The sequence below is a fragment of the Burkholderiales bacterium genome, from assembly GCA_035543335.1.
Lineage (GTDB): Bacteria > Pseudomonadota > Gammaproteobacteria > Burkholderiales > JAHFRG01 > JAHFRG01.
The window spans coordinates 126,700-150,804 of the sequence record DASZZH010000025.1 but is presented as its reverse complement, the minus strand read 5'-3'; the positions used below and the strand labels follow the sequence as shown (position 1 = coordinate 150,804).

Below are 24,105 nucleotides of genomic sequence, written 5' to 3'. Positions count from 1 at the left end.
ACCGCTGAGACGCTGAGAAATTCAAATGTTCTCTCTGCGTCTCGGCGCCTCAGCGGTTCAAAAAATCATCACAGGGCGGAAACGACCGCGTCGCCCATTTCCTCTGTGCCGACCTTCTTCATGCCCGGCTCAAGTATATCCGCGGTGCGGTAGCCCTGCCTCAACACTTTTTTCACCGCCTGCTCGATACGGCTCGCCGCCTCTTCGAGATTGAAAGTATAGCGCAGCATCATCGCCCCCGAGAGGATGGCGGCCAGGGGGTTGGCGATGTCTTTACCGGCGATATCCGGCGCCGAGCCATGAATCGGCTCGTAAAGCCCCTTGTTATTGGCATCGAGCGAGGCCGAAGGCAGCATGCCGATGGAGCCGGTCAGCATCGATGCTTGGTCGGACAGAATGTCGCCGAAAAGGTTGCCGGTCAGAATCACGTCGAACTGCCTGGGGTTGCGCACCAGCTGCATCGCCGCGGTGTCCACCAACATATGCGAAAGCTCGACGTCGGGATATTGCTTTCCCACTTCCGTCACTACCTCGCGCCAGAACTGGCTGGTCTCAAGCACATTGGCTTTGTCAACCGAGCAGAGCTTGCGTTTGCGTTTTCGCGCGATGTTAAAACCCACCTGCGCGATGCGGCGGATCTCCGATTCGGAGTACACCATGGTGTCAAAACCTTCGCGATCGTCTTTGGCATTCTTTCTTCGCCCGCGGGGCTCACCGAAGTACACGTCGCCGGTCAGCTCGCGCAAAATCATGATGTCGAGGCCCGCTACCACTTCCGGTTTCAAAGTGGAAGCCTGGGTGAGCTCGGGATATAGAAGCGCCGGGCGCAGATTGGCGAATACGCCAAGCGCCTTGCGGATGCGCAGCAAACCCTGCTCCGGCCGCTGCGGGCGCGGCAGCGTGTCGTATTGATAGCCGCCGACCGCGCCGAACAAAATCGCATCCGCGGCTTGCGCGAGCCTGAGCGTCGCCTCCGGCAGCGGATCGCCGCACGTGTCATAGCCCGCGCCGCCAACCGGTGCGTACTCCATTTCAATTTTCAACCCATCGCGCGCTAGCCGCTGCAACACTTTTACCGCTTGCGCGATGATTTCGGTGCCGATGCCGTCGCCAGGCAAAACCGCGATTTTCATCTTAATTAATTCCCAAAAAACATTAACCACAGAGACACAAAGGCACGGAGAAAACCAAATCTCAATAGACAGGATTTACAGGATTTCGCAAGACTAACAGGATGAATCTTGTGAATCCTGAAGAATCCTGTTAATCCTGTGAAATTAAGTTTTTCTTCTTTGGTCTCTGTGCTTCTGTGGTGAAAACTCAGGAAAACAGCCAGGGTTGGCGGGCGCGGTGCTGCGCCTCGAACGCCTTGATCTTGTCGGCGTGCTGCAAAGTCAGCCCGATTTCGTCGAGCCCGTTGAGCAGGCAGTGCTTTTGGTGGGGATCAATGCTGAAGCTGAAAGTCTGCCCCGAGGGGGTGGTTACGCTCTGCGCCTGCAAATCCACCTTGAGCCGGTAGCCGGACTGCGCCGCCACTTCGCGAAACAACTGGTCCACCGCTTTGGAGTCCAGCACAATCGGCAGCAAGCCGTTTTTCAGACTGTTGCTGTAAAAAATTTCGGCGTAGCTCGGCGCCATCAGCGCGCGGAAGCCGTAATCGAGCAGCGCCCACGGCGCGTGCTCGCGCGACGAGCCACAGCCGAAGTTTTCGCGCGCAAGCAAAATCTGCGCGCCTTGATAGCGCGGCGCATTCAGCACGAAATCCGGATTCAACGGGCGGCCGCGGTTGTCTTTGCCCGGCTCGCCCGTATCGAGGTAGCGCCAGGCATCGAATAGATTCGGCCCGAAGCCGCTCTTCTTGATGGATTTCAGAAATTGCTTGGGGATGATGGAGTCGGTATCGACATTGGCGCGATCCAGCGGCGCCACCAGCCCGTCAAGCCGGGTGAATTTTTCCATCAGTAGTTTTTCTTATCGTCGGCTTTCTTTTCAATCTTGTCGCCAAGCTTGGAGAGGTCCTTGCCCAAACCCTCCATAGTATTGCAGCTCGCGAGCACTGCAACCAGCACGGTTGCAAGCAAAACGATTCTCAGCATGTTTCGTCCTTTCTCTACCACCATAATTTTCCGCGCACGTCGACAAAATGCCCGGCAATCGCCGCCGCCGCCGCCATTTGCGGGCTCACCAGGTGGGTTCTGCCGCCCGCGCCCTGCCGCCCCTCGAAATTGCGGTTCGAGGTCGAGGCGCAGCGCTCGCCCGGCTGCAGGCGGTCGTCATTCATGCCCAAACACATCGAGCAGCCCGGCTCGCGCCACTCAAAGCCGGCCTCGCGGAAAATTCGGTCGAGCCCTTCCGCTTCCGCCTGGCGCTTGACCAGGCCGGAGCCCGGCACTACCAGCGCCTGCTTGATGCTGGCCGCAACATGTTTGCCACGCACGATTTGCGCCACCGCGCGCAAATCCTCGATGCGCGAATTGGTGCACGAGCCGATAAAAATCTTGTCGAGCTTGATCTCCTGAATCGGCGTGTTCGGCTGCAGCCCCATGTATTTCAGCGCCCTTTCCATCGCCTCGCGCTTCACCGGATTGGACTCGCGCGCGGGGTCGGGAACACGGTCATCCACCGTGCCCACCATTTCAGGCGAAGTGCCCCAGGTCACCTGCGGCTTGATTCCGGTTGCGTTCAAATTCACGACCTTGTCGAAGCGCGCGTCTTCGTCGCTCCTGAGCGTCTTCCAATACGCCATAGCCTTGTCCCACAACTCGCCTTTCGGCGCGAAGGGTCGGTTCTTGATGTAGTTTACGGTGATGTCGTCCACCGCCATCATGCCGGCGCGCGCGCCGGCTTCGATGGACATGTTGCAAATCGTCATCCGCGCTTCCATGCTTAAAGCCCGGATGACGCTGCCAGCATATTCAATCACGTAGCCGGTGCCGCCGGCGGTGCCGATTTTGCCGATGATGGCGAGCACGATGTCTTTCGCCGTCACGCCGCGGCCAAGCTCGCCTTCCACGACAATCTGCATCGCCTTGGATTTTTTCATCTGCAGGCATTGCGTTGCCAGCACATGCTCGACTTCCGAGGTACCGATACCGAAAGCGAGCGCGGCGAAGGCGCCGTGGGTGCTGGTGTGCGAGTCGCCGCACACCACCGTCATGCCGGGCAGCGTCGCGCCCTGCTCCGGGCCGATCACATGCACGATGCCCTGCTGCTTGTCGCGGAAAGGAAAGTAGGCTTTGGCGCCATACCGGCGGATGTTGGCGTCCAACGTCTCGACCTGCAGGCGCGAAACCGGGTCTTTGATCCCTTCGTCCCAATCCATGGTCGGCGTATTGTGATCGGCGGTCGCCACCACCGAGTCCATGCGCCAGGGTTTTCTTCCGGCGAGCTTCAGCCCCTCGAACGCCTGCGGGCTGGTGACTTCGTGCACCAGATGGCGGTCGATGTAAATGAAGGCCGTGCCATCGCCCTGTTCATGCATCAGATGGCTTGCCCAAAGCTTGTCGTAAAGAGTTTGCGCGCCCATGATGAAAATTGTCCAAAACCAAACTTGGAATTATCTCATATTGAGACAGCGAGGAACAGGTTTCAATTCACGCTTTCAGCCTGAATTTCCAGCTAATCAGTATCAGCCCCAACAGCGCGAAAAACGAGGCCATGCTGAAGGTGAGGCTCGGCCCCAAACTTTCCCAAGCATAGCCGCTCATCAGCGCGCCGAAGGTTCCGCCGGCCCCGAAAGTGAGGCTGGTGTAGAGCGCCTGCCCCTTGGCCTGATGCCGGCCGCGGAAAAAATGGTGGATCGCCGCCACCGCCGCGGCATGGTAGGAGCCGAAAGTCGTGGCGTGCAGCACCTGCGCAAGAAAAATCGCGACAGCCGAATCCACCAGCCAGCCGATCAACAGAAAGCGCGCGACCGCCGAAGCGAAGCTCACGCCTAAAATCTGCGCCAGCGAAAAATGCCGCAGCAAATGCGGCATAAAGATGAACACCACGACCTCGCAAATCACTCCCACCGCCCACAGCCAGCCGATGACGCTTTTGCTGTAGCCGTGCGCCACAAGGTAGAGCGAATAAAATGTATAGAACGGCCCGTGTGCAGCCACCATCAGGAAACAGGCGGCAAACAGCGCCAGCACTTCAGGGCGCTTGAATATCTGCGATACCGGCAGATGGTCGGTATGGTGCGTGAGGGCTTCCGCTTCGGGGATGTAGCGCGAGAAAAATAGAATTCCCGCCATTGTGCCCAACACCAGCCACAGCAGAATGCGCAGCGGCGCGATGTCTAGCACATAGCCGATGATAATGACCGCAGCGATGAAACCGATGGAACCCCACAGCCTCACCTGCCCGTAGCTCGCGCTGCTGTCGCCAAGATGGCTCAAGGTTGTCGCTTCCACCAGCGGCAGTGAGGCGCTCCAAAAAAAGCTGATGAGCGCCATCACCACGAACATCCACCAGAAGCTGGTGCCGAAAAACACGCCGAGATAACAGAGGACGCTAAGCGCGGCGCCAATCTGCACAATGCCGACGCGTTTTCCCGTGTGATCTGCCAGCCAGCCCCACAGCGTGGGTGCGAAAATGCGCATCACTAGAAGCAGCGACATCAGCACGCCGATTTCAGCGGCGTCGAAATCCAGCGATTTGAGGTACAGGCTCCAGTAGGGGGAAAACGCGCCGACGAAGGTAAAATAAAAAAAGTAGAAGCTGGAAAGGCGCCAGTAGGGAAAGTTTCTCGCAGCGTTCCGTGGAGACACCGCAGGGCGACTCAAAAATTTAAGCCTCATCCGGCTCGGGATTTTCCTTGTGCACAACTTTGCCCTTTGAAGCTGCGCTTTTGCCGGCCTTTGCCGGAATTTTGGGCGTGGGACATTTCACATCAGCGTTTTGCGCGCGGTGGCGCAGCGCATGATCCATCAGCACCAGCGCCAGCATGGCTTCGGCGATGGGAGTGGCGCGGATGCCGACGCAAGGATCGTGGCGGCCGTGCGTTTCGACGATAGCGGGCTTGCCCTGCTTGTCTATGGAGCGGCGCGGGAGCCGAATGCTGGAGGTGGGCTTCACCGCGATATTGACCACGATGTCCTGGCCGGTGGAAATGCCGCCGAGGATGCCGCCAGCGTTGTTCGACAGAAAACCTTCGGGCGTCATTTCATCGGAATGCTCGCTGCCTTTCTGTTCCACGCTGGCGAAGCCCGCGCCGATTTCCACGCCTTTCACCGCGTTGATGCTCATCATGGCATAGGCGATGTCGGCGTCGAGCTTGTCGTACACCGGCTCGCCCCAGCCCACCGGCACATGCCCGGCAATCGTTGTAATTTTCGCACCGCAGGAATCGCCCGATTTCCTTAGCTTGTCCATGAACTCCTCAAGCTTGGGCACCAAGCTCGCGTCCGCGGCGAAGAACGGATTGCTGTTCACCGCGTCCCATGTTTTGAACGGGATTTCGATCGGACCCAGCTGCGACATGTAGCCGCGGATCATCACACCGTATTTTTCGCGCAGCCATTTTTTTGCAATCGCCGCCGCCGCAACGCGCACCGCGGTTTCGCGCGCCGACTGCCGGCCGCCGCCGCGGTAATCGCGAATGCCGTATTTCTGCCAGTAGGTGTAATCGGCATGTCCCGGACGGAAGGTATCCATGATGGCGCTGTAATCCTTGGGGCGCGCATCCTCGTTGCGAATCAGGAGCGCAATCGGCGTGCCGGTGGTTTTGCCTTCAAACACGCCGGAGAGGATTTCCACCGTGTCGGATTCGCGCCGCTGCGTGACATGGCGCGAGGTGCCGGGCTTGCGCCGGTCGAGTTCCTTTTGGATATCCTCGGCGGAGAGCGCCATTCCGGGCGGGCAGCCATCCACTACGCAGCCGATCGCCGGCCCGTGTGATTCGCCGAAGGAAGACACGCAAAAAAGTCGCCCCAAGGTGTTGCCGGACATGATTTCACTCGCAAAAAAACAGCGCAAAGTTTAGCATATCCGACTAAGCCCCGCCCGAGACAGCACTGCCATGAGCCCAAAACCCGACCCCGACAAAACCACCGGCCCCGGTGGACTGACTCTGCGGCAAATACATAAGCAGGTGAAACTGAGCCTGCAGCGCGACCGTGAAGCGCGGAAAACGCGCAATGCGCTTTTGCAAAAGCAAAACCGCTGGCAGCGCTTCGTGCGCTATGTGTGGGACCGGAAATCAAAATGAAGGTGGTGCTGATGACCGCCAGCGGCAAAATCATCCTGGCGCAGCGGCTACTTGTTCTCGCGGCTCTCGCGCCAGAGGAAAAAAGCCAGCGCGCCGGGAATTAATAGCCCCAATACGCTCACCCACATGGGAACCACCATGCCGTTCAGGGTGACCTCCCAGCCAAAAACAAGCCTCAATAGATGCACGATCGCAATCAGGATCAAAAGCGCAATGGCGAGGTTAGTGAACAGTTTCATGTGCTTTCTCCTGCATAAATTCAGTCATGCCTTAAGGCTAGGGAGCCTCTGATTAAGTCCTCCGCAGATTGCGTTGCTGGCAAAATGCGGATGAATGCGAGGCGCGCAACGAAGGTCGTAGCTAGGACTACGACACCGAGGAGGGCCCGCGTAGCGTCCGCACCTGCGAAGCTGTGCAGCGGAGCGGGCCAGCGCTCGCCTTCGCGGTCGCACGTACCCGAGGCTCCACGCTCCGGCGAGCACGACGCAGACACCGCATTTTACCGCAACCCGGAGGGACGGCTGCCGCGACACGGTGAGCGAAGCTTCGGTGCGGGAGCGGCAGCATGAGCGCCCCGTTTAACAGTGATTCTTGCGGCAGCTTGCGCCCCTGCCCGCACCACGCTTCGCGAGACCGAGTCCGGGGCGCTTGTCCGGGCGGTCTCTGCTTTGTCGCTCGGCTTGCCAAGGGGGATGACCCTTGGCTACGCCTCGCTTCGCGCATCCCCTTCCGGAAAACCGCCGTCGCAACTGCGTGGGACTTAATCAGAGGTTCCTTAGCATTTCCAACCCCCAGCCGACCCCAAAGCCGGTGACATCGGTTCCCACCGCGCCTAAGCCCCCTTTGCAACTGCTCGCCGACAAATCCATGTGCAGCCACGGCAAGTTATTCACAAAACGCTTGAGGAAGCGCGCGGCGAGTATGTGGTCGGCTTCGCTGTCCATGGCGCATTGCTTGATATCGGCAATTTTGCTCTCCAGCGGCTGCTCGTAATCCTCATCCAGCGGAAACGCGCACACCCGCTCGCCGCTCAACTTGCCCGCCCGCACCGCTCGCACAAGCCATTCCTCGCGGTTGCCAAGCACGCCGGAATAGCGCTCGCCCAAAGCGACGCCCATGCTGCCGGTAAGAGTGGCGAAATCGATAATCAGTGAGGGCTTGGCTTTTGCCGCCAGCGTCAACGTATCGGCCAGCACCATGCGCCCCTCGGCGTCGGTATGCACGATTTCGATGGTGGTGCCGTTCAGCGCCTTCACCACTTCGTTTTGCTTGTAAGCCTTGGGCCCGATGTGGTTTTGCGCAATCGCCAGCCAGCACTCGATGTTCACCGGCAGCTTGGCGCGAGTTGCGGCGAGCAAAATGCCAAGGCAGACCGCCGAGCCGTTCATGTCCTCATGCATCCCCTGCATGTAGCGCGCGGGTTTCAGATTATGTCCGCCGGTGTCAAAACAGATGCCTTTGCCCACCAGCGCCAGCGTTTGTCTTGCTTGCGGATGGCGGTAACGCAAATGCACAATGGCGGCGTCCCCCTCGTGGCTGCCCTGCGCCACGGCGACAAACGCGCCGGCACCCATCCTGCGCAATTTCCTGAGATCGTATTCCTCATGCCGCCAGCCGCAGTCCTTGGCGAGTTCCCTGATGCGCTTGCGGTACGCGCCCGGCGTCAGCTCGTTGGGCGGCAGCACGGTGAGCTCGCGGCATAGCAGATTGCCTTCCGCCTGCGCCCGAAGTGCATTGAATTCATTTCGATTCCCGCAACCATGAAGTTTGATTCTGGCGAGCGGCTTAGCTTTGGTTTTGCTTTTTCTGCTGGGAAGTTTCGCACCATTCACCCATGCCGCATAAACAGCCCGCTGCGCCGCCTGCGCCCGCTGCTGCCCGTTGCCATGCACCGAGATGCAAAGCGTTTGCGGGTTCTCTTCCAGGAGCGGCTGCAGCGCCTTGCGCAGCACGGTTTGCTGTTCGAATACCGGTTTGGAAGCATCGAGCATGACCCAAGCCGCCAGCCCGCCGTGCGGGAGCGTGGCGCACAAAGGCGTCTGCGCCAGTTCCTCCGGCCTCAAGCCGCGGCGCCTGAACTGGGCGCGCAAGGTTTCATCAGCCGGCACATCCGGAAGCGTTTTCACCTTGGGCAGCACAAACAAGACATGCGCTGTTTTCCGCAATGCTGTTGCGGAAAGGTTTGCGGAATGCGGCTCGAGCCTCGCCAGCATGAAAAGTCCTTGGTTGGGGTAAAATGATAAGGAACTTGAGATTATAACCAAGCTACCCGTTTACGAACATCGGCGCTGATATGCGGCAGTATTTGAACCTGATGCAGCACATCCTCGAGAATGGGACGAGGAAAAATGACCGCACCGGCACCGGCACCTTGAGCGTTTTCGGCCATCAGCTGCGCTTCGATTTGAATGCAGGTTTCCCGCTCCTCACCACTAAAAAAATCCATCTCAAATCCATCATCCACGAGCTGCTGTGGTTTCTCAAAGGCGAGACCAATACCAAATATCTGAAAGAAAACGGCGTTACCATCTGGGATGAGTGGGCGGATGAAAACGGCAATCTCGGCCCGGTGTACGGCTACCAATGGCGCTCCTGGCCCGCGCCCGATGGACGGCACATCGACCAGATTGCGAAGATCATCGAGGAAATAAGGAGAAATCCGGATTCGCGCCGGCTCTTAGTTTCGGCCTGGAACGTCGCCGACCTCGACAAGATGGCGCTGCTGCCCTGCCATGCTTTCTTCCAGTTTTACGTGGCGCAAGGCAAACTTTCCTGCCAGCTTTACCAGAGAAGCGCCGATATGTTTCTCGGCGTGCCGTTCAACATTGCTTCCTATTCGCTGCTCACGCTGATGGTGGCGCAGATATGCGAATTGAAGCCCGGCGAATTTGTGCATACCTTCGGCGACGCGCATCTTTATCTCAACCATCTCGAGCAGGCGCGCGAGCAATTGTCACGGCAGCCAAAGAAACTGCCGATGATGAACATCAATCCTGCGGTAAAAAATATATTCGACTTTAAATACCAGGATTTCACTCTAGAAGACTACGAGCCTCATCCCGCGATCAAGGCACCGATCGCGGTCTAGCCCCGCCGAAAACAACAAGGGGCGGAATTGCTTCCGCCCCTTAGGCCCCGATCCTTCAAAAAACCTGACTTGTTAACGTAGCCAGCATCAGCCCAAATATCAGGTTTTTGTCCATCATCCTTACCTTTTCGAATTGAACTACTGTGCCGTTGACGATTTTGACTTTCTCGCCGACACGGAAAACGGGTTGGTCTTGCTGTGAAACGACGCGGTAAGTGCCGTTATTCATGCGCACCTTGACCTGGTAAGTGATTTTCTTGTTCACGTTCTTCTCGACTTCGTGGACGGCATAGGCGTCGCCTTTTTCTTGATTCGCCGTGATGGATTCGATCACCCCGCAGTTTGGGCAGGCTTTTACCGCTTCCACCAGGTGCTGCGTCGGCGCACTTTTTGCGTCTAACGGCACCACGCTTGAGACAAAGGGCTTGCCGCTTTGCAGTTCGGCCCGCGCCGCATCCGCTTCATTGATTTTGGAACTGACACTGGGGATATGGCCGGCGATCGCGGCAATTCCGATAAGGCTGGAAATGATCACCGAAACCGCAGCGATGATAACCAATGGACTGGTTTTGAATGGCAGCTTCTGCACGGTATTCCCTCCTTAACGATTTATCTAAATCTTTACAATCAGGGCGTTCTTCACCGATACCACGCCGCGCACACCGGACGCGATGCGTTCCGCCTTGTGCACCTGCTCCTGATCCTCGACAAAGCCGGAGAGCAGCACATGGCCGCGGTAGGTGTCCACGCTCACGTCGAGCGACTTGATGTCGGGGTCCTTCAACATGGCGGCCTTGACGCGCGCGGTGATCAGGCTGTCTTCGGCGAAGCGTTCCGCTTTGGCGCGATGCAGCGTCACTTCCGCGGCGGCGTACTCATCCAGATCGAGTTTGCCGTCATGATCGGCGTCCGCTTCGTCAAATACGCGCAACAGGTCACGGCGTCCTTTCAGTTCCCGCCGGGTGAGAAAGCCGTCGTGATTGGCGTCGTATTTTTTGAAAAACGCTTCGGTATTGGGATTGATTTGCGCCAGCTCATCGTCGGCAAACGCCGGCACGCTCGCCAGCAACACGCAGGCGAACACGGTTTTGCAAAAAAGGATACTCATAATCTGCCTCCATTGCTTCCATCGGGTCGGCGCGACTGCCGCCAACCTTTACCATGGATCAGCAGCCCTCGTGCCAAAATAAAAATCCTTTAAAAACAACTCTATTTGCTTAAAACAGGCGGCAAAAATGTCGCTGGGCAACGACAGCCCAACGGGTGTGGCATTTATGTGATTGATTGATGAAGGCTTCTGTTGTCGCCAAACGACGACAGCGCGAACCTTTTTAGGCGTGGGGGTTTTTGAACAGCACGGGATCAAGCGCGTGGCGTTTTAACAGCTTGTAAAACTCGGTGCGGTTGCGCTTGGCGAGCCGCGCCGCCTGCGAAACATTGCCATCGGTGATTTTCAGCAATTGCGAAAGATATTCGCGCTCGAAGCGTTTCTTCGCTTCATCGAGCGAGGACAGATGGCTTTCTTCATCCTGCAGCGCTTTTTGCACCAGGGTGAGCGGCACAATGCGGGTCGTGCACAAAGCCACCGCCTGCTCCACCACGTTGAGCAATTGCCGCACATTGCCGGGCCAGGACGCACCCACCAGAAGCTGCAGCGCGTCCGGAGCAAAGCTGCTTATCTTCTTGCTGTACTTGCCGGCCAGGTTTTGCAAAAACTGCCCGGCGAGCAGAGGAATATCCTCACGGCGGGAAGACAATGCCGGAATCCTGAGCGACACCACGTTCAGGCGGTAAAACAAATCCTCGCGGAATCTCCCCGCCGCCATTTCCTCTTCGAGTTTGCGGTGCGTAGCGGAAATGATGCGCACATCCACCGGCATGCTTTGCGTCGAGCCCACCGGCCGCAATTGCTTCTCCTGCAACACGCGCAGGAGCTTTACCTGCAGCGCGAGCGGCATGTCGCCGATTTCATCGAGAAACAGCGTGCCGCCGTGCGCCGCCTGGAACAGGCCTTTGCGGTCCTGCGTCGCGCCGGTGAACGAACCCTTGCTGTAGCCGAAAAGCTCGGACTCCAGCAGATTCTCTGGAATCGCGCCGCAGTTGATGGCGACAAACGGTTTGCCGTTGCGGGCACTCGCGCGGTGAATCGCCTGCGCCAGCAGCTCCTTGCCGGTACCGGAATCACCGTGAATCAAGACGCTGGCGTCGCTCTCCGCCACCAGCCGCGCTTGCGACAGCACGTCTTCCATCGCCGGACTGCGGGTGAGAATATCCTTGCGCCAGACGCTGTCGCCCTCGCCGCTGCTCACCCCCATTGCACCACCCAGCTTCAACGCCGCTTCGACTTGCTCAAGCAGCGCCTTGCTTTCGAACGGTTTGGTGAGAAAGCCGAACACCCCGCACTTGGTGGCATCCACCGCTTCGGGAATCGAGCCGTGTGCGGTGAGAATAATCACCGGCAGCGTCGGGCTCACCCTGTGAATCGCATCGAAAAGCGCGATGCCGTCCATTCCGCCCATGCGCAAATCGGTAATCACCAGTTGCGGCGCGGAAACGGAAAGCCGGGCCAGCGCCTGCTCGCCGCTTTCCGCGGTTTCCACCTGGTAGCCCGAAGCATTCAGCCGCAGCGATATCAGGCGCAGCAGGCCGGGGTCGTCGTCCACCAAAAGTATCCGAGCCTTGTTCATTTTATCTTCGCCGGTTGTGTTTGCTGCCGCTCGATGATGCTGCGCTCAATGCCTTTCAGCGCCTCGAGCTTCTGCTCCAGTTCTTCGGCGCGCCCCTGTTCGCTCTTGAGCTTCTGCTCCAGTTCTTCGGCGCGCCCCTGTTCGCTCATGATTTTGTCTTCCTGCTTCTTGTGCTCGGCGATATGAGTGGAGAGCAGCAGCGCGAAATCCTTGAGCTGGATATTGTCATTGGCTTTGTTGGCGACCACTTCCTTGAGAAGCCCCAGCGCCCGCGCATCGTCGCGAAAACCCGCGGCGGGCATGGAAAGCAGCAGGGCCAGCTGCAAACGACTGCCGTCGCTTTTGCTCTTGCCGTAAACCTGGCTCGCCGCCGCGTATTCCTTTTTGAGGTCATCATTGGAAAGGTTGGAAGCATAGCGGAAATAAGCGAGATAAGCGTCCGCATCGCTGGCGGTATAGACCGGGCGTTCAAGACCCTCCTTGATCAAAGAGCAGGCGCTCAACAGCACGCCGCACAAAAACAGCGTGGCGATTCCCTGGAAGGAACGCTTCGCTGTCATTCGCCCGCCCGCCTGCACGGCAAGGTCACGCGGAAATGCGCGCCTGATGCGTTGCTGTCCATGATTTCGATATTGCCACCATGCGCCACCACATGCTCTCTTGCTATTGCCAGGCCGAGGCCGCTGCCCTTGACCGCGCTGTTGGCCGCCGGCCGGCCCTGATAAAACTCATCGAACACCCGGCTTTTGTCTTCCTCGGCAATGCCCAGGCCGCCGTCAATCACATCAAGCTGCAGCATTTTGTCGTCGCGCTCCAGGTTGATCTGTATCGTTCCGCCTTGCGGAGAGTATTTGATGGCATTCGATAGCAAATTATCAACGATTACTCGCAGCTTTTCCTGATCCCCCAAAAAAGTGGTTTCGCAGCAAATCGTTTGCAGTTGCAGGTTTTTCGACACCAGCGCCAGCTTCTGGTCTTCTGCCACTTTATCCACGATGTTTTTGAGGTCGACCGCCTTCAGGTCGAGAGCGGTGTTGCGGAACTTGCTGGTATGGTAGCTCAGCAAATCTTCAATCAGTTTCTGTAATTGTAGGCTGTTTTGGCGCAGGATGGAGGTGATTTCCCGCTGCTCTCCGCTCAATTTCCCCGCCACTTCATCGTTCAACAGTTCGCTGCCTTCGCGGATCGCGGTAAGCGGCGTTTTCAGTTCGTGCGATACATGCCTCAAGAAACGGGTTTTCTGCTGCTCGAGCTCAATCAGCCGCTGCCGCAGCCAGTCGAGCCGCTGCCCGAGGTTCTCCAGATCCTGCGGCCCTTTCACTTCGATGGTCGAGGAAAAATGCTCGCCCCCCAGCTGGCGGATCGCATTGTCAAGCTGGTGGATCGGCCGCGCGATAAGAATAGTGAAACCCACCGCCAGCAGGATGGCAATCGGGATGGACGCCAGCACCTGCCACAGCAGAATCCGTTGCGCCTGTGCCGCGGTCTGTTGCAGCACATCCACTTCGCGGTCAATCAGCAGGTTGCTTTGCGCCAGAATGGATTGGGCAAGATCGGAGAGCAATACGTACTCCAGCGCCATGGACTTGCTGGTGCCAGGGTCTTGCGGATTTTTTTGCAAGCCGGCATAGAGCTTTTGCTCCCGCTCCACCAGCTCGTCCAGCGCTTTTTTCTGCGCCTCGTCGAGCGGCAGTCGCGCAAGTTCAAATGCGGTCTCGCGGAAGTTCTGGTGCGTCTTGGCGTAGCCCTCGAGCAGGCTCTGGTCGCCGAGAATGATGAACTGGCGTACCGTGCGCTCCAATTGCGTGAGCTGCTCGACCAGGATGCGGTTGCCCTGGGTCACCTGCACCGCCTGGTACACCGCCTTCTGGCTCTGGTTGGCGAGCCGATCAACGTACAGTGCGGCGTTGAAAAAAGCGAAAACCAGCGGCACGGACACCAGGACAAAACCCAGCAGAATCAGCTGCAGAAATGATTTGGGGTAGTAGAGCTTCACTGTGGGAACCGCCAGCGTGATTTATAATTCGCGTAAAATCTCCATTCCGGCAATACAATAACATAACCGTGGCCAAACCCTCTGCGACATTGCTCACACCCTTGGCACCCCATTTGACAAAACGGCATATTTCAATCATCGCCGCGATGGCAAAAAACCGCGTGATCGGCAGGAGTAACCGCATTCCCTGGCGCCTGCCGCGCGAATTGCAGATGTTCAAATCACTCACCATGAGCCACCACATTGTCATGGGGCGCAAGACTTACGAATCGCTGAATCGGCTTTTGCCCGGCCGCACCACGGTGATTGTGACGCACGACCGCAAATACCGGGTGCCCGGCGCCATCGTGGTGGGTTCATTGCAGGCGGCGATTGCGGCCTGCGGCAACGATGAGGAAATTTTCATCATCGGCGGCGCGCAGTTGTTTAAAGAGGCGCTGCTGCTTGCCAACCGGATTTATCTCACCACGGTGCAGGCGGAAATCGAAGGCGACACTATCATGCCCGATTTCGACTTAAGGGGCTGGAAACAAATATCGAAAGAAGAATTTAAAGCCGACGAAAAAAATCCGTACGATTACATCTTTTCAGTGCACCACAAATAAAAAGCGGATTGCGGCACGGGCCGCAATCCGCTTTGTCGCATTAAAAACTAGATAACGATTACATCCGGCAGCGGGAAGCCGTTGAAGTTGCTGGCGTAGGAGCTGGTGTACGCGCCGGCGTTGGGAATGTAGATGTAATCGCCTTCTTGCACGTCTTCCGGCAGCAAATGATCGCGCATCAGCACGTCCATCGAATCGCAGGTCGGGCCCGCCACCACCCAGGGAACGAGCCGGCCGTTGCGGTCGGTGCGCACTTCATAAATCAGACCTTCCTGGGTTTCGATGATGCCGCCGAACACGCCGGCGTCCCAGTACATCCAGCGCTTGCCCGCGCGGGTCGCGGTGCCGACCACGCGGCACACGAAATACGCGGCGTCGGAGACCAGATAGCGTCCGGGCTCGGCCATGATACGGACGGTTTCCGGCACCCGGGCAATCGCTTCGTTCACCACTTCGCCGATTTTCTCGATTGAGGGAATCGGCTTCACATGGCGCACCGGATAGCCGCCGCCGATGTTGAGAAGCCGCGGATTCATGCCCGCTACGCGCATTTGCTGGAACACTTTCAGCGCGTTCTCGATGCCGACCCGCCAGTTCTGCGGATTGCGGCACTGCGAACCGACATGGAAAGTGACGCCCGCGAGATCGGCTTTCAGTTCCACCGCGGCGCGGATCATTTCGCGCACTTCGGTCGGATGCGCGCCGAACTTGCCGGAAAGCGGCCAATCGCTGCCGATGTTGGGGGTGTCGATGCGCAAATACAGTTTCGCATCCTGCTTCACGCTCACGATCTTGCGCAGTTCTTCCACGCTGTCGATCACATACCATTCCACGCCCTTGGCCGCCGCATACTCGATGTACTGCCGCGACTTCATCGGGTTGCTGTAATAGATTCCACCGGCCGCCACGCCCAGGCCGAGCAGGATGTCGAGCTCGGCGATGGAGGCGATTTCAAAGCCTGTGCCTTCCGCAATCATGGTCTTCAGCACTTGCGGATGAGGATTGGCTTTCACCGCGTAGTGCGGATGCACGCGCGGCAAAGCGGCTTGGAAACGACGGATTTTGGTGCGGACGATGTCGGTATCGACGAGCAGGAAAGGCTTGCTGTAACCCTTGGCGAGGGCTTGCCGGACGTGCTCAAAATCCAGGCTTACTTCGGGATGTGTATCGAAGATTTCTTCGTGTTTGATTCTTCGTCGTACAGCAGCAGTGCGCATTTGCATTGAGGGACTCCTTCAGTCGAGGCGCTACGTCACTGGAATGTGAACATTAATCAGTTCGTTGTAAACCACGCTGAAGTATTTCCTCTTGCTTGTCATGATGACCTCCTCTAGAGCCAGGTGCTGCGCAATAGAAAATGGGGCGAATTATACCCCCCTCTTTGGGGGATGCAAGACAAATTTTTGGAGTGAAACCACTACTAATAGTAGGTGCGGGATTAAGAAATATCAAGAAAAATTTTAAGTGACTGAATTACCGCAACTTGGGCCGGTAAAATCGGGGTCAGGACTTAAATTTTCGGCAGGGTCACGCCGTGCTGGCCTTGGTATTTGCCGCCACGGTCTTTGTAGGATGTGGCGCAGACTTCGTCCGACTCGAAGAACACCACTTGCGCAACCCCTTCATTGGCATAGATTTTTGCCGGCAGGGGCGTCGTATTGGAAAACTCCAGCGTCACGTAGCCCTCCCATTCCGGCTCCAGCGGCGTCACGTTGACGATGATGCCGCAGCGGGCGTAGGTGGATTTGCCCAAGCACAGGGTCAGCACATTTCTCGGGATGCGGAAATACTCGACGGTGCGCGCCAGCGCAAAAGAATTCGGCGGAATGATGCAGAAATCGCCCTTGATATCCACGAATGATTTTTCGTCAAAACTCTTGGGATCGACGATGGTGGTGTTGATGTTGGTGAAAAGCTTGAATTCGCTCGAACAGCGGACGTCGTAGCCGTAGCTCGAAGTACCGAAAGACACCACGCGTTGGCCGTTCACCTGTTTAATCTGGTTGGGCTCATACGGCTCGATCATGCGGTGTTGCTCCGCCATGCGGCGGATCCATTTGTCGGATTTGATGGACATGGCGGGAAAAGTTGTTATGTATTCTGAATCACAATCTTCGGGAACAGCGCGCTGCGGTCCTGCGCCTGCTCTGCAATCTTGAGCGCAACGCGGCGGGCGATGTTGCGGTAAATCTGGCTGATTTGCCCGTCGGGGTCGGCCACCACAGTCGGCATGCCGGAATCCGTCTGCTCGCGGATGTTGATGTCGAGAGGGAGCGAACCTAAAAACTCCGCGTTGTAATCCTTGCACATCTTCTTGCCGCCGCCCGCGCCGAAAATATGCTCTTCATGCCCGCACTTGGAACAGATGTGGGTGCTCATGTTTTCCACGATGCCGATGATGGCAATCCCAACTTTCTCGAACATCTTGAGCCCCTTGCGCGCGTCCATCAGCGCAATATCCTGCGGCGTGGTGACGATCACCGCGCCAGTGACCGGCACTTTCTGCGCCAGCGTCAGTTGAATATCGCCGGTGCCGGGCGGCATATCCACCACCAGGTAATCCAGTTCACGCCAGCGGGTTTCGGTAAGCAATTGTTCCAGCGCCTGCGTCACCATCGGCCCGCGCCACACCATGGGCGTATCCATGTCAATCAGGAAACCGACTGACATCGCCTGCAGGCCATGCGCTTCCATCGGCTCGAGGCTCTTGCCGTCGCGCGATTCCGGCCGGCCTTGAATTCCCAGCATGGTCGGCTGCGACGGGCCGTAAATATCCGCGTCCAGTATCCCCGCCGATGCGCCCTCGGCCAAAAGGGCGAGAGCCAGATTCACCGCGGTGGTGGATTTGCCCACGCCCCCCTTGCCGGAAGCCACGGCGATGATGTTCTTGACGTTAGGAATGAGCTTTACGCCCCGCTGCACGCTGTGCGAGACAATTTTGGTCGAAACATTCACACTGATGTTGCCGACGCCGGGAAGGGTTTTGAGCCTGGCGATGACCTGTTTGCGGATCTGCTCGCTCACGCTTTTCGCCGGATAGCCGAGCGCGATGTCGAGCGAGACGTCGTTGCCGTCAATCTTGATGTTCTTAGCCCACTTGCTGGAAACGTAGTCCTTGTGCGTATAAGGATCGGTGATTTCCTTAAGCGCGCTTTGCACCTGCTGTTCAGTAATGGCCATTACTTTTCCTCTAAACCCGCTCAATGCCAGACTGTAAATTTTAAACAATTATACCCGTCACGCATATAGCTTTGTTACAATTCAGCAATTTAAGCCATCCCGATTCATGAAGCGCAAAATCCTCGTCACTTCCGCCCTGCCCTACGCCAACGGCGCGATTCATCTGGGGCATCTGGTCGAATACATTCAGACCGATATCTGGGTGCGCTTCCAGAAAATGCAGGGGCACGAGTGCTACTACGTCTGCGCCGACGACACCCACGGTACTCCCATCATGCTGCGCGCGGAAGCCGAGGGCATTACACCCGAAGCTTTGATTGAACGCATGCACGGTGAGCACTTGCACGATTTTCAGGGCTTCCATATCGAGTTCGACAATTACTACTCGACTCATTCCGACGAAACCCGGTACTACGCCAACGATATTTACGCCAAGCTCGGCCAGGCGGGGCTGATTGAAAAACGCGCCATCGAGCAATTCTACGACCCGGTCAAGGAAATGTTCCTGCCCGACCGGTTCATCAAGGGCGAATGCCCCAAGTGCCACTCCAAGGACCAGTATGGTGACGCCTGCGAGGTGTGCGGCTCGGCGTATTCGCCCACCGAACTGATTAATCCCTATTCGGCGGTTTCCGGCACAGCCCCGGTAAAAAAGAAGTCGGAGCACCACTTCTTCAAGCTCGACAAATGCGAAAAGTTTCTCAAGGAATGGACTCAATCGGGCGAACGTTTGCAACCCAAGGCGGCTAATAAGCTAAAAGAGTGGTTCGCTGCCGGCCTGCACGACTGGGATATCTCGCGCGACGCGCCTTACTTCGGCTTTCCTATCCCTGGCACAGATAACAAGAAGTTTTTTTACGTCTGGCTCGATGCGCCCATCGGCTACATGGGGAGCTTCAAGAATCTTTGCAAGCAAAAAACCATTGATTTCGACGATTTCTGGAAAAAAGACTCCAAGACCGATCTGTACCACTTCATCGGCAAGGACATTCTTTATTTCCATGCGCTGTTCTGGCCGGCGATGCTCGAACACTCGGGCTATCGCACGCCGACCAAGATCTACGCCCACGGCTTTCTCACCGTGAACGGCGAGAAGATGTCCAAGAGCCGCGGCACGTTCATCACGGCCAGAAGTTATCTCGACCAAAACCTTAATCCAGAGTGGCTACGTTACTACTACGCCGCCAAGCTCAATTCGACCATGGAGGACATTGACCTGAACTTGGAAGATTTTGTTGCGCGGGTGAACAGTGATTTGGTGGGTAAGTACGTCAATATCGCGAGCCGATGTGCCGGGTTCATAACCAAGCTCTTCGGTGGGAGGCTTGCCAGTAGTCTCCCCAAAGTCGATCCCACTCTGTATGTGAAACAGGTGTCGGATGAGGAAGTAGCCCGAGAGATCGCGCGGAGGCAACGCGAGGGACAGGGCGCCATGATGGTCGGAAAGGGATATGTATTTCGCCAAGGCTACGATGCCGGAGATATGTTCGATTGGGTCCGCAATCTTGGACTGGATGTTCGGCACGCATATGAGCAGCGGGAGTTCGGGCGGGTAGTTCGGCAAGTAATGGAACTGGCCGACGTTGCCAATCGATACGTCGATGACAAAAAGCCCTGGGAGTTAGCCAAGGACCCTGCTCGACAAGAGCCGTTACACGTAGTGTGCACAATTGGGATAAACCTCTTTCGCCTACTCACGCTCTACCTTAAGCCAGTGCTACCGAAGGTCGCAGCGGATGTGGAAGCTTTCCTCGGCGTGCCGCCTCTCCAGTGGCACGATGCCGACACTCTTTTGCCTGCCGGGCACAAGATCAACCCATACCAACATCTCATGACCCGCGTAGATCCCAAGCAGATCACCGCGCTGGTTAAGGCAAACAAGGAAACGATGATGACCACCCCCTCTCCCCAGCCCTCTCCCACCAGGGGAGAGGGAGAAAAAGCCGTCGCAAATGTGGCGCAGATCACGATTGACGATTTCAACAAGGTGGACCTGCGCATCGCTAAAATCGTCAAAGCCGAGCACGTGGATGGCGCGGACAAATTGCTCAGACTCACGCTTGACCTGGGCAACGGACAGCGCACGGTCTTGGCCGGCATCAAGCCGGCCTATGCTCCGGAGCAGCTAATAGGACGTCTCACCGTAGCGGTTGTCAATCTCGCGCCGCGCAAGATGAAGTTCGGCGTTTCCGAAAGCATGGTGCTGGCTGCGGGTGACGGCAAAGACATTTATTTGTTAAGCCCCGATTCCGGCGCTCAGCCTGGAATGAAAGTAAAGTAGCCGCCTTCCAGCAGCCGCGTTTCCACTCAGTTTCAGACAAGTAAGATGGTCAAGCATTTGCGCATTCACGGCCTGGTGCAAGGCGTGTTTTTCCGCGAAACCATGCGCCACCAGGCGGAGAAGTTCGGCGTCACTGGCTGGGTGTCCAACTGTTCCGATATGAGCGTGGAAGCGATGGTGCAGGGAACCCCCGAAGCGTTGGATGCCATCATCGCCTGGGCGCGTCACGGACCTGAAACGGCACAGGTCGAGCATGTGGAAATTGACCAAGGGGAAGGAAATTTCACGCGCTTTGATATACTGCGCAGCCGCTGACTTAGGGAACCTCTGAATAAGTCCTTCGTGAGCCGCGTTGCTGGCGGAATCGGGATGATCGCGCGAAGCGCGACGAAGGTCGTAGCCGGGACTACGAAGCCGAGGAGGGCCCGCGTAGCGTCCGCACCTGCGAAGCTGTGCAGCGGAGCGGGCCAGCGCTCGCCTTCGCGGTCGCACGTACCCGAGGCTCCACGCTCCGGCGAGCACAAAGCGAGCGCCCGATTCCGCCGCAACCCTCACGGGACGGGGCTTGGCGGGACTTATTCAGAGGTTCCTTAGTAGACCACCTCCACGTTCTCAGGCTCCAGCCATTCGCACAAATCGCGCAGCAAATCGTCATCGAGATTGACCCGCCATTCCTCGCCCAACTGCACTTCACACATCGCTTGTGCGTTGTAATAACGGACCGCGACCGGGCACAGTCCTTTACGGTAGGGGCCGAGCAATGTCCGCAGTCTGGAGGCACTCGCTTCGCCGTTGAGCCTGATGCGCATCACCCGGGCGAATTGGTTGCGCGCTGCAGTCAAATCATACAGTTTGTCGGCAGTGATTCTTAAGCCTCCTGAATATTCGTCGTAGCCAACCTTGCCCTCAACGATGAGCAACTGGTCCTCTTTCAGGAACTCGCGGTTCGCTTCGAACAATTCGCTAAACACCACTGTTTCAACTTGGTTGCTGCCATCATCCAGCACCACGATCGCCATCCTGCCGCGTCGCGTCTGCTGGATGCGCACGCTGTAGATGACGCCGGCGAGCAGAACCGGCTGCTGCTGCGGCGTAAGTTCGCTTAAGCGCGTTTTCACGAGGCCTTGCACGCTCTTCTGATAGGCGGTGAACGGGTGGCCGCTCAGATAAAAACCCAGCGCCATTTTTTCATTTTGCAATCGCACCGTTTCCGGCCAATCCGGCACCTCCACCAGCGCGGGTTTCTGCATGGCCGTGCCCTCGAGCTCGTTGAACAGGCTCACCTGGTTAACCGAGCGTTGCGCCTGCTCGGAGTTTTCCATGGCGATGCCGATCGAAGCGAGCAGGCTCGCACGATGCGGGTTTAACGAATCAAAAGCGCCGGCGCGAATCAGCGAATCGATGGAACGGCGGTTGACGATGCGCTTGTCCACGCGCAGACAGAAATCGAAGAGATCGCGAAACAACCCGCCGGTCTCGCGCGCTTTCACCATCGCCGCAATCGCCGTTTCACCCGTGCCTTTCACTGCGCCCAGCCCGTAGCGTATCTGTCTTTCGCCCACCGGCGCGAAACGGTATCCGCTCCGGTTGATGTCGGGCGGCAAAATTTCGAGACGGTTGTCGAGGCAGTCTTTGTAGAGAAGCTGCACCTTATCTGTGTCATCCATGTCGGCCGAAAGCGTGGCGGCCATGAACGCCGCCGGGAAATGCGCCTTGAGATACGCGGTCTGGTAGGCGAGCACCGCATAGGCCGCGGCGTGTGATTTGTTGAAGCCGTAGCCCGCGAATTTCTCCATCAGGTCGAAAAGGTCGTTGGCTCTCCGTTCCGGCACGCCGTTTTTTCCCGCGCCCATGACGAAAATGGCGCGATGCCGCGCCATTTCCTTCGCGTCTTTCTTGCCCATCGCACGGCGCAGCAAGTCGGCGGCGCCCAGATTGTAGCCGCCGATCACCTGCGCGATCTGCATCACCTGTTCCTGATACACCATGATGCCGTAGGTGGGACTCAAAACCGGCTCGAGCCGCCGGTCGATGTAATCCACGCGCGCGCCTTGCTTGCGGCGTATAAACTCCGGGATGAGTTCCATCGGCCCCGGACGGTAGAGCGCAATCAGCGCGATGATGTCCTCGAAGCGGTCCGGCCGCGCCTTAATCATCATCTCGCGCATGCCGCGCGATTCACACTGGAAAATCGCGGTGGTGTTGCCGCTGGCGAATATTTCGTAGGTCGGTTTGTCGTTCAGCGGGATGTTTTCCAAAGAAAACGGTGAAGGGTGAGGAGTGAGGGGTGAGGCGTCTTTGTTATCACTCCTAACTCCTAACTCCTGACTCCTCACGAATTTAACGGCCCAGTCGAGAATAGTGAGCGTGGTCAAGCCCAGAAAATCGAATTTAATCAGGCCCACCTGCTCGACATCGTCTTTGTCGAACTGGCTCATCACCGCTTCCGCGCCTTGCGCCACATATAGCGGGCAGTAATCGGTGAGCTTGCCCGGTGCGATCAAAACCCCGCCCGCGTGCATGCCAACATTGCGCGTTAAGCCTTCCACTCGTTCTGCGAGCGCCAGCAGCTCGTGCACTTCCTCTTCTTTTTGCTCGCGCTCCTTGAGCTGCGGCTCCATCTCACGCGCCATTTGCAGCGTTATGGTCTTGCCCGGCTGGATCGGAATGAGTTTCGCCAGCTGGTCGCAGAAGTTGTAGGGCAAATCGAGCACGCGACCGACGTCACGCACCGCCGCTTTCGCCGCCATGGTGCCGAATGTGGCGATTTGCGACACGCTGTCCTCGCCGTATTTGTGTTTGACGTAATCAATCACTTTCTCGCGCCCGTCCTGGCAGAAGTCCACGTCGAAGTCGGGCATGGAGACACGCTCGGGGTTAAGAAAGCGCTCGAACAGCAGGTCGTAGCGCAAGGGGTCGAGATCGGTGATGCCGAGCGCGTAGGCGACCAGCGAACCCGCGCCGGAGCCGCGCCCGGGACCCACCGGTACGCCGTTTTGCTTCGCCCAGTTGATGAAGTCCGCGACAATCAGGAAATAACCAGAATAACCCATTTGCACGATGGTGCGGGTCTCGAACTCCAGTCGTTCCTGATATTTGGATAACTGCTTCTCGCGCTCTTTGGCGTCCGGATAAAGCGCTTCCAGGCGCTGTTTGAGCCCTTGTTGCGCGCGCTGGCTCAAGTATTCGTCGAGGCTCACATTGTTTGGCGTGGGGAAAAGCGGCAGACGGCTTTTGCCCAGTTCGATTTTGAGATTGCAGCGCTTGGCGATTTCCACGCTGTTGGCAAGCGCTTCGGGAATATCGGCGAGGAGCTCCGCCATCTCCGCCTGAGTCTTGAAATATTGCTGCTCGGTAAACTGCCGCGGGCGGCGCTGGTCGCCGAGCACGTAGCCTTCGGCGATGCATACCCGCGCTTCGTGCGCCTTGAAATCATCGGCTTCGAGAAACTGCACCGGATGCGTCGCCACCACCGGCAGCTTGAGGTTGGAGGCAAGCTCCAGCGCGCGCTGCACATAGTGCTCGCCATGCGGCGCGCCCGAGCGCTGCAGCTCGATATAAAAACGTTGCGGGAAAAGCGCCTCCCACTCTTTCGCAAGTTTTTCCGCCTGTTTGCGGTTATCCTGCAGGAGCGCGATGCCGATGTCGCCTTGCAGCGCGCCGGAAAGCGCAATCAGGCCCTCGGTGGGCGCTTCGGCGAACCAGATTTTGCGGATTTCAGGACGTCCACGGTGCTGGTTGCTGCGGTAAGCGCGTGAAATCAAGCGGCAGAGCAGGAGATAACCTGGATACGACTGGGCGAGCAGCAGCAGGCGGAACGGCTTGTCGCGATCAGCTTCGTTGCTTATCCACATATCGCAGCCGATGATGGGCTTCAAGCCGGCTTTGCGCGCCGCCTGATAGAACTTCACCATGCCGAACAGGTTGTTGAGGTCAGTAAGCGCCAACGCCGGCATGCGGTCGCCGGCCGCCTTGTTCACTGCGGCGTCGAGGCGCACGATGCCGTCGACGATGGAATACTCGCTGTGCAGACGCAGGTGGACGAAAGCGGGCTGAGGCATGGTGATATAATGCG

Annotated in this window: 22 protein-coding genes; 5 read left to right on the top strand and 17 right to left on the bottom strand. The window is 57.7% G+C overall.

Features of this window, described 5'->3' with window-relative positions; all coding sequences use genetic code 11:
* Window positions 1-68: 68 nt before the first annotated feature.
* The 6 genes from leuB to aroC form a co-directional block, all read right to left on the bottom strand.
* Window positions 69-1,133, bottom strand: a complete 1,065-nt coding sequence (gene leuB, locus VHE58_05905) for a 3-isopropylmalate dehydrogenase (GenBank protein HVS26818.1) — start codon at window positions 1,131-1,133, stop codon at window positions 69-71.
* Window positions 1,134-1,320: 187 nt separating this feature from the next.
* A complete protein-coding gene (gene leuD, locus VHE58_05900) occupies window positions 1,321-1,959 on the bottom strand; it encodes a 3-isopropylmalate dehydratase small subunit (protein HVS26817.1) in 639 nt (212 codons plus the stop codon).
* Window positions 1,959-2,096: an entericidin A/B family lipoprotein gene (locus VHE58_05895; protein HVS26816.1), complete on the bottom strand. Its 138-nt coding sequence runs from the start codon at window positions 2,094-2,096 to the stop codon at window positions 1,959-1,961. The genes leuD and VHE58_05895 overlap by 1 nt, the downstream gene beginning before the upstream one ends.
* Window positions 2,097-2,110: 14 nt before the next feature.
* Window positions 2,111-3,526, bottom strand: coding sequence for a 3-isopropylmalate dehydratase large subunit (gene leuC / locus VHE58_05890; protein ID HVS26815.1), 1,416 nt, complete (start codon window positions 3,524-3,526; stop codon window positions 2,111-2,113).
* 67 nt (window positions 3,527-3,593) lie between these two features.
* Window positions 3,594-4,754: an MFS transporter gene (locus VHE58_05885; GenBank protein ID HVS26814.1), complete on the bottom strand. Its 1,161-nt coding sequence runs from the start codon at window positions 4,752-4,754 to the stop codon at window positions 3,594-3,596.
* A 19-nt stretch (window positions 4,755-4,773) separates the two neighbouring features.
* Window positions 4,774-5,934, bottom strand: a complete 1,161-nt coding sequence (aroC, locus tag VHE58_05880; GenBank protein ID HVS26813.1) for a chorismate synthase — start codon at window positions 5,932-5,934, stop codon at window positions 4,774-4,776.
* Between the two features lie 70 nt (window positions 5,935-6,004).
* Between aroC and VHE58_05875 the strand changes: the two genes are divergently transcribed.
* Window positions 6,005-6,193 (top strand): hypothetical protein, encoded by a 189-nt coding sequence (locus VHE58_05875; protein ID HVS26812.1) that lies wholly within the window; start codon window positions 6,005-6,007, stop codon window positions 6,191-6,193.
* A 47-nt stretch (window positions 6,194-6,240) separates the two neighbouring features.
* On the opposite strand, the gene VHE58_05870 is transcribed toward VHE58_05875, so the two are convergent.
* Together VHE58_05870 and VHE58_05865 are read right to left on the bottom strand one after the other, a co-directional pair.
* On the bottom strand, window positions 6,241-6,432 hold the full coding sequence (locus VHE58_05870; GenBank protein HVS26811.1) for a hypothetical protein: 192 nt from the start codon (window positions 6,430-6,432) through the stop codon (window positions 6,241-6,243).
* A gap of 525 nt (window positions 6,433-6,957) precedes the next feature.
* Window positions 6,958-8,406 carry a leucyl aminopeptidase family protein gene (locus tag VHE58_05865; GenBank protein HVS26810.1) on the bottom strand — a complete coding sequence of 483 codons (1,449 nt, stop codon included), beginning with the start codon at window positions 8,404-8,406 and terminating at the stop codon, window positions 6,958-6,960.
* 80 nt (window positions 8,407-8,486) lie between these two features.
* On the opposite strand from VHE58_05865, the gene VHE58_05860 reads away from it, so the two are divergent.
* Entirely contained in the window at window positions 8,487-9,281 is a 795-nt protein-coding gene (locus VHE58_05860; GenBank protein ID HVS26809.1) for a thymidylate synthase, read from the top strand.
* Window positions 9,282-9,336: 55 nt separating this feature from the next.
* On the opposite strand, the gene VHE58_05855 is transcribed toward VHE58_05860, so the two are convergent.
* From VHE58_05855 to VHE58_05835, 5 genes are all read right to left on the bottom strand, one after another.
* Complete coding sequence (locus tag VHE58_05855; GenBank protein HVS26808.1) at window positions 9,337-9,870, bottom strand: hypothetical protein; 534 nt, start codon at window positions 9,868-9,870, stop codon at window positions 9,337-9,339.
* Window positions 9,871-9,894: 24 nt separating this feature from the next.
* Window positions 9,895-10,389 carry a BON domain-containing protein gene (locus VHE58_05850; GenBank protein ID HVS26807.1) on the bottom strand — a complete coding sequence of 165 codons (495 nt, stop codon included), beginning with the start codon at window positions 10,387-10,389 and terminating at the stop codon, window positions 9,895-9,897.
* Window positions 10,390-10,612: 223 nt separating this feature from the next.
* A complete protein-coding gene (locus VHE58_05845) occupies window positions 10,613-11,968 on the bottom strand; it encodes a sigma 54-interacting transcriptional regulator (protein HVS26806.1) in 1,356 nt (451 codons plus the stop codon).
* Window positions 11,965-12,528, bottom strand: coding sequence for a hypothetical protein (locus tag VHE58_05840; protein HVS26805.1), 564 nt, complete (start codon window positions 12,526-12,528; stop codon window positions 11,965-11,967). Before VHE58_05840 ends, VHE58_05845 begins: the two co-directional genes overlap by 4 nt.
* Window positions 12,525-13,964 (bottom strand): ATP-binding protein, encoded by a 1,440-nt coding sequence (locus VHE58_05835; protein ID HVS26804.1) that lies wholly within the window; start codon window positions 13,962-13,964, stop codon window positions 12,525-12,527. Before VHE58_05835 ends, VHE58_05840 begins: the two co-directional genes overlap by 4 nt.
* Window positions 13,965-14,032: 68 nt before the next feature.
* On the opposite strand from VHE58_05835, the gene VHE58_05830 reads away from it, so the two are divergent.
* Window positions 14,033-14,569 (top strand): dihydrofolate reductase, encoded by a 537-nt coding sequence (locus VHE58_05830; GenBank protein ID HVS26803.1) that lies wholly within the window; start codon window positions 14,033-14,035, stop codon window positions 14,567-14,569.
* Between the two features lie 47 nt (window positions 14,570-14,616).
* Here VHE58_05830 and VHE58_05825 read toward each other — a convergent pair whose 3' ends face one another.
* From VHE58_05825 to apbC, 3 genes are all read right to left on the bottom strand, one after another.
* A complete protein-coding gene (locus VHE58_05825) occupies window positions 14,617-15,792 on the bottom strand; it encodes a type III PLP-dependent enzyme (GenBank protein HVS26802.1) in 1,176 nt (391 codons plus the stop codon).
* A gap of 287 nt (window positions 15,793-16,079) precedes the next feature.
* Window positions 16,080-16,646: a dCTP deaminase gene (dcd, locus tag VHE58_05820; GenBank protein ID HVS26801.1), complete on the bottom strand. Its 567-nt coding sequence runs from the start codon at window positions 16,644-16,646 to the stop codon at window positions 16,080-16,082.
* 14 nt (window positions 16,647-16,660) lie between these two features.
* A complete protein-coding gene (gene apbC / locus VHE58_05815; GenBank protein HVS26800.1) occupies window positions 16,661-17,749 on the bottom strand; it encodes an iron-sulfur cluster carrier protein ApbC in 1,089 nt (362 codons plus the stop codon).
* A gap of 106 nt (window positions 17,750-17,855) precedes the next feature.
* On the opposite strand from apbC, the gene metG reads away from it, so the two are divergent.
* Entirely contained in the window at window positions 17,856-20,030 is a 2,175-nt protein-coding gene (gene metG, locus VHE58_05810) for a methionine--tRNA ligase (protein ID HVS26799.1), read from the top strand.
* A 45-nt stretch (window positions 20,031-20,075) separates the two neighbouring features.
* On the top strand, window positions 20,076-20,345 hold the full coding sequence (locus tag VHE58_05805; protein HVS26798.1) for an acylphosphatase: 270 nt from the start codon (window positions 20,076-20,078) through the stop codon (window positions 20,343-20,345).
* Window positions 20,346-20,620: 275 nt separating this feature from the next.
* Here VHE58_05805 and dnaE read toward each other — a convergent pair whose 3' ends face one another.
* Entirely contained in the window at window positions 20,621-24,091 is a 3,471-nt protein-coding gene (gene dnaE / locus VHE58_05800) for a DNA polymerase III subunit alpha (protein HVS26797.1), read from the bottom strand.
* Window positions 24,092-24,105 lie beyond the last annotated feature (14 nt).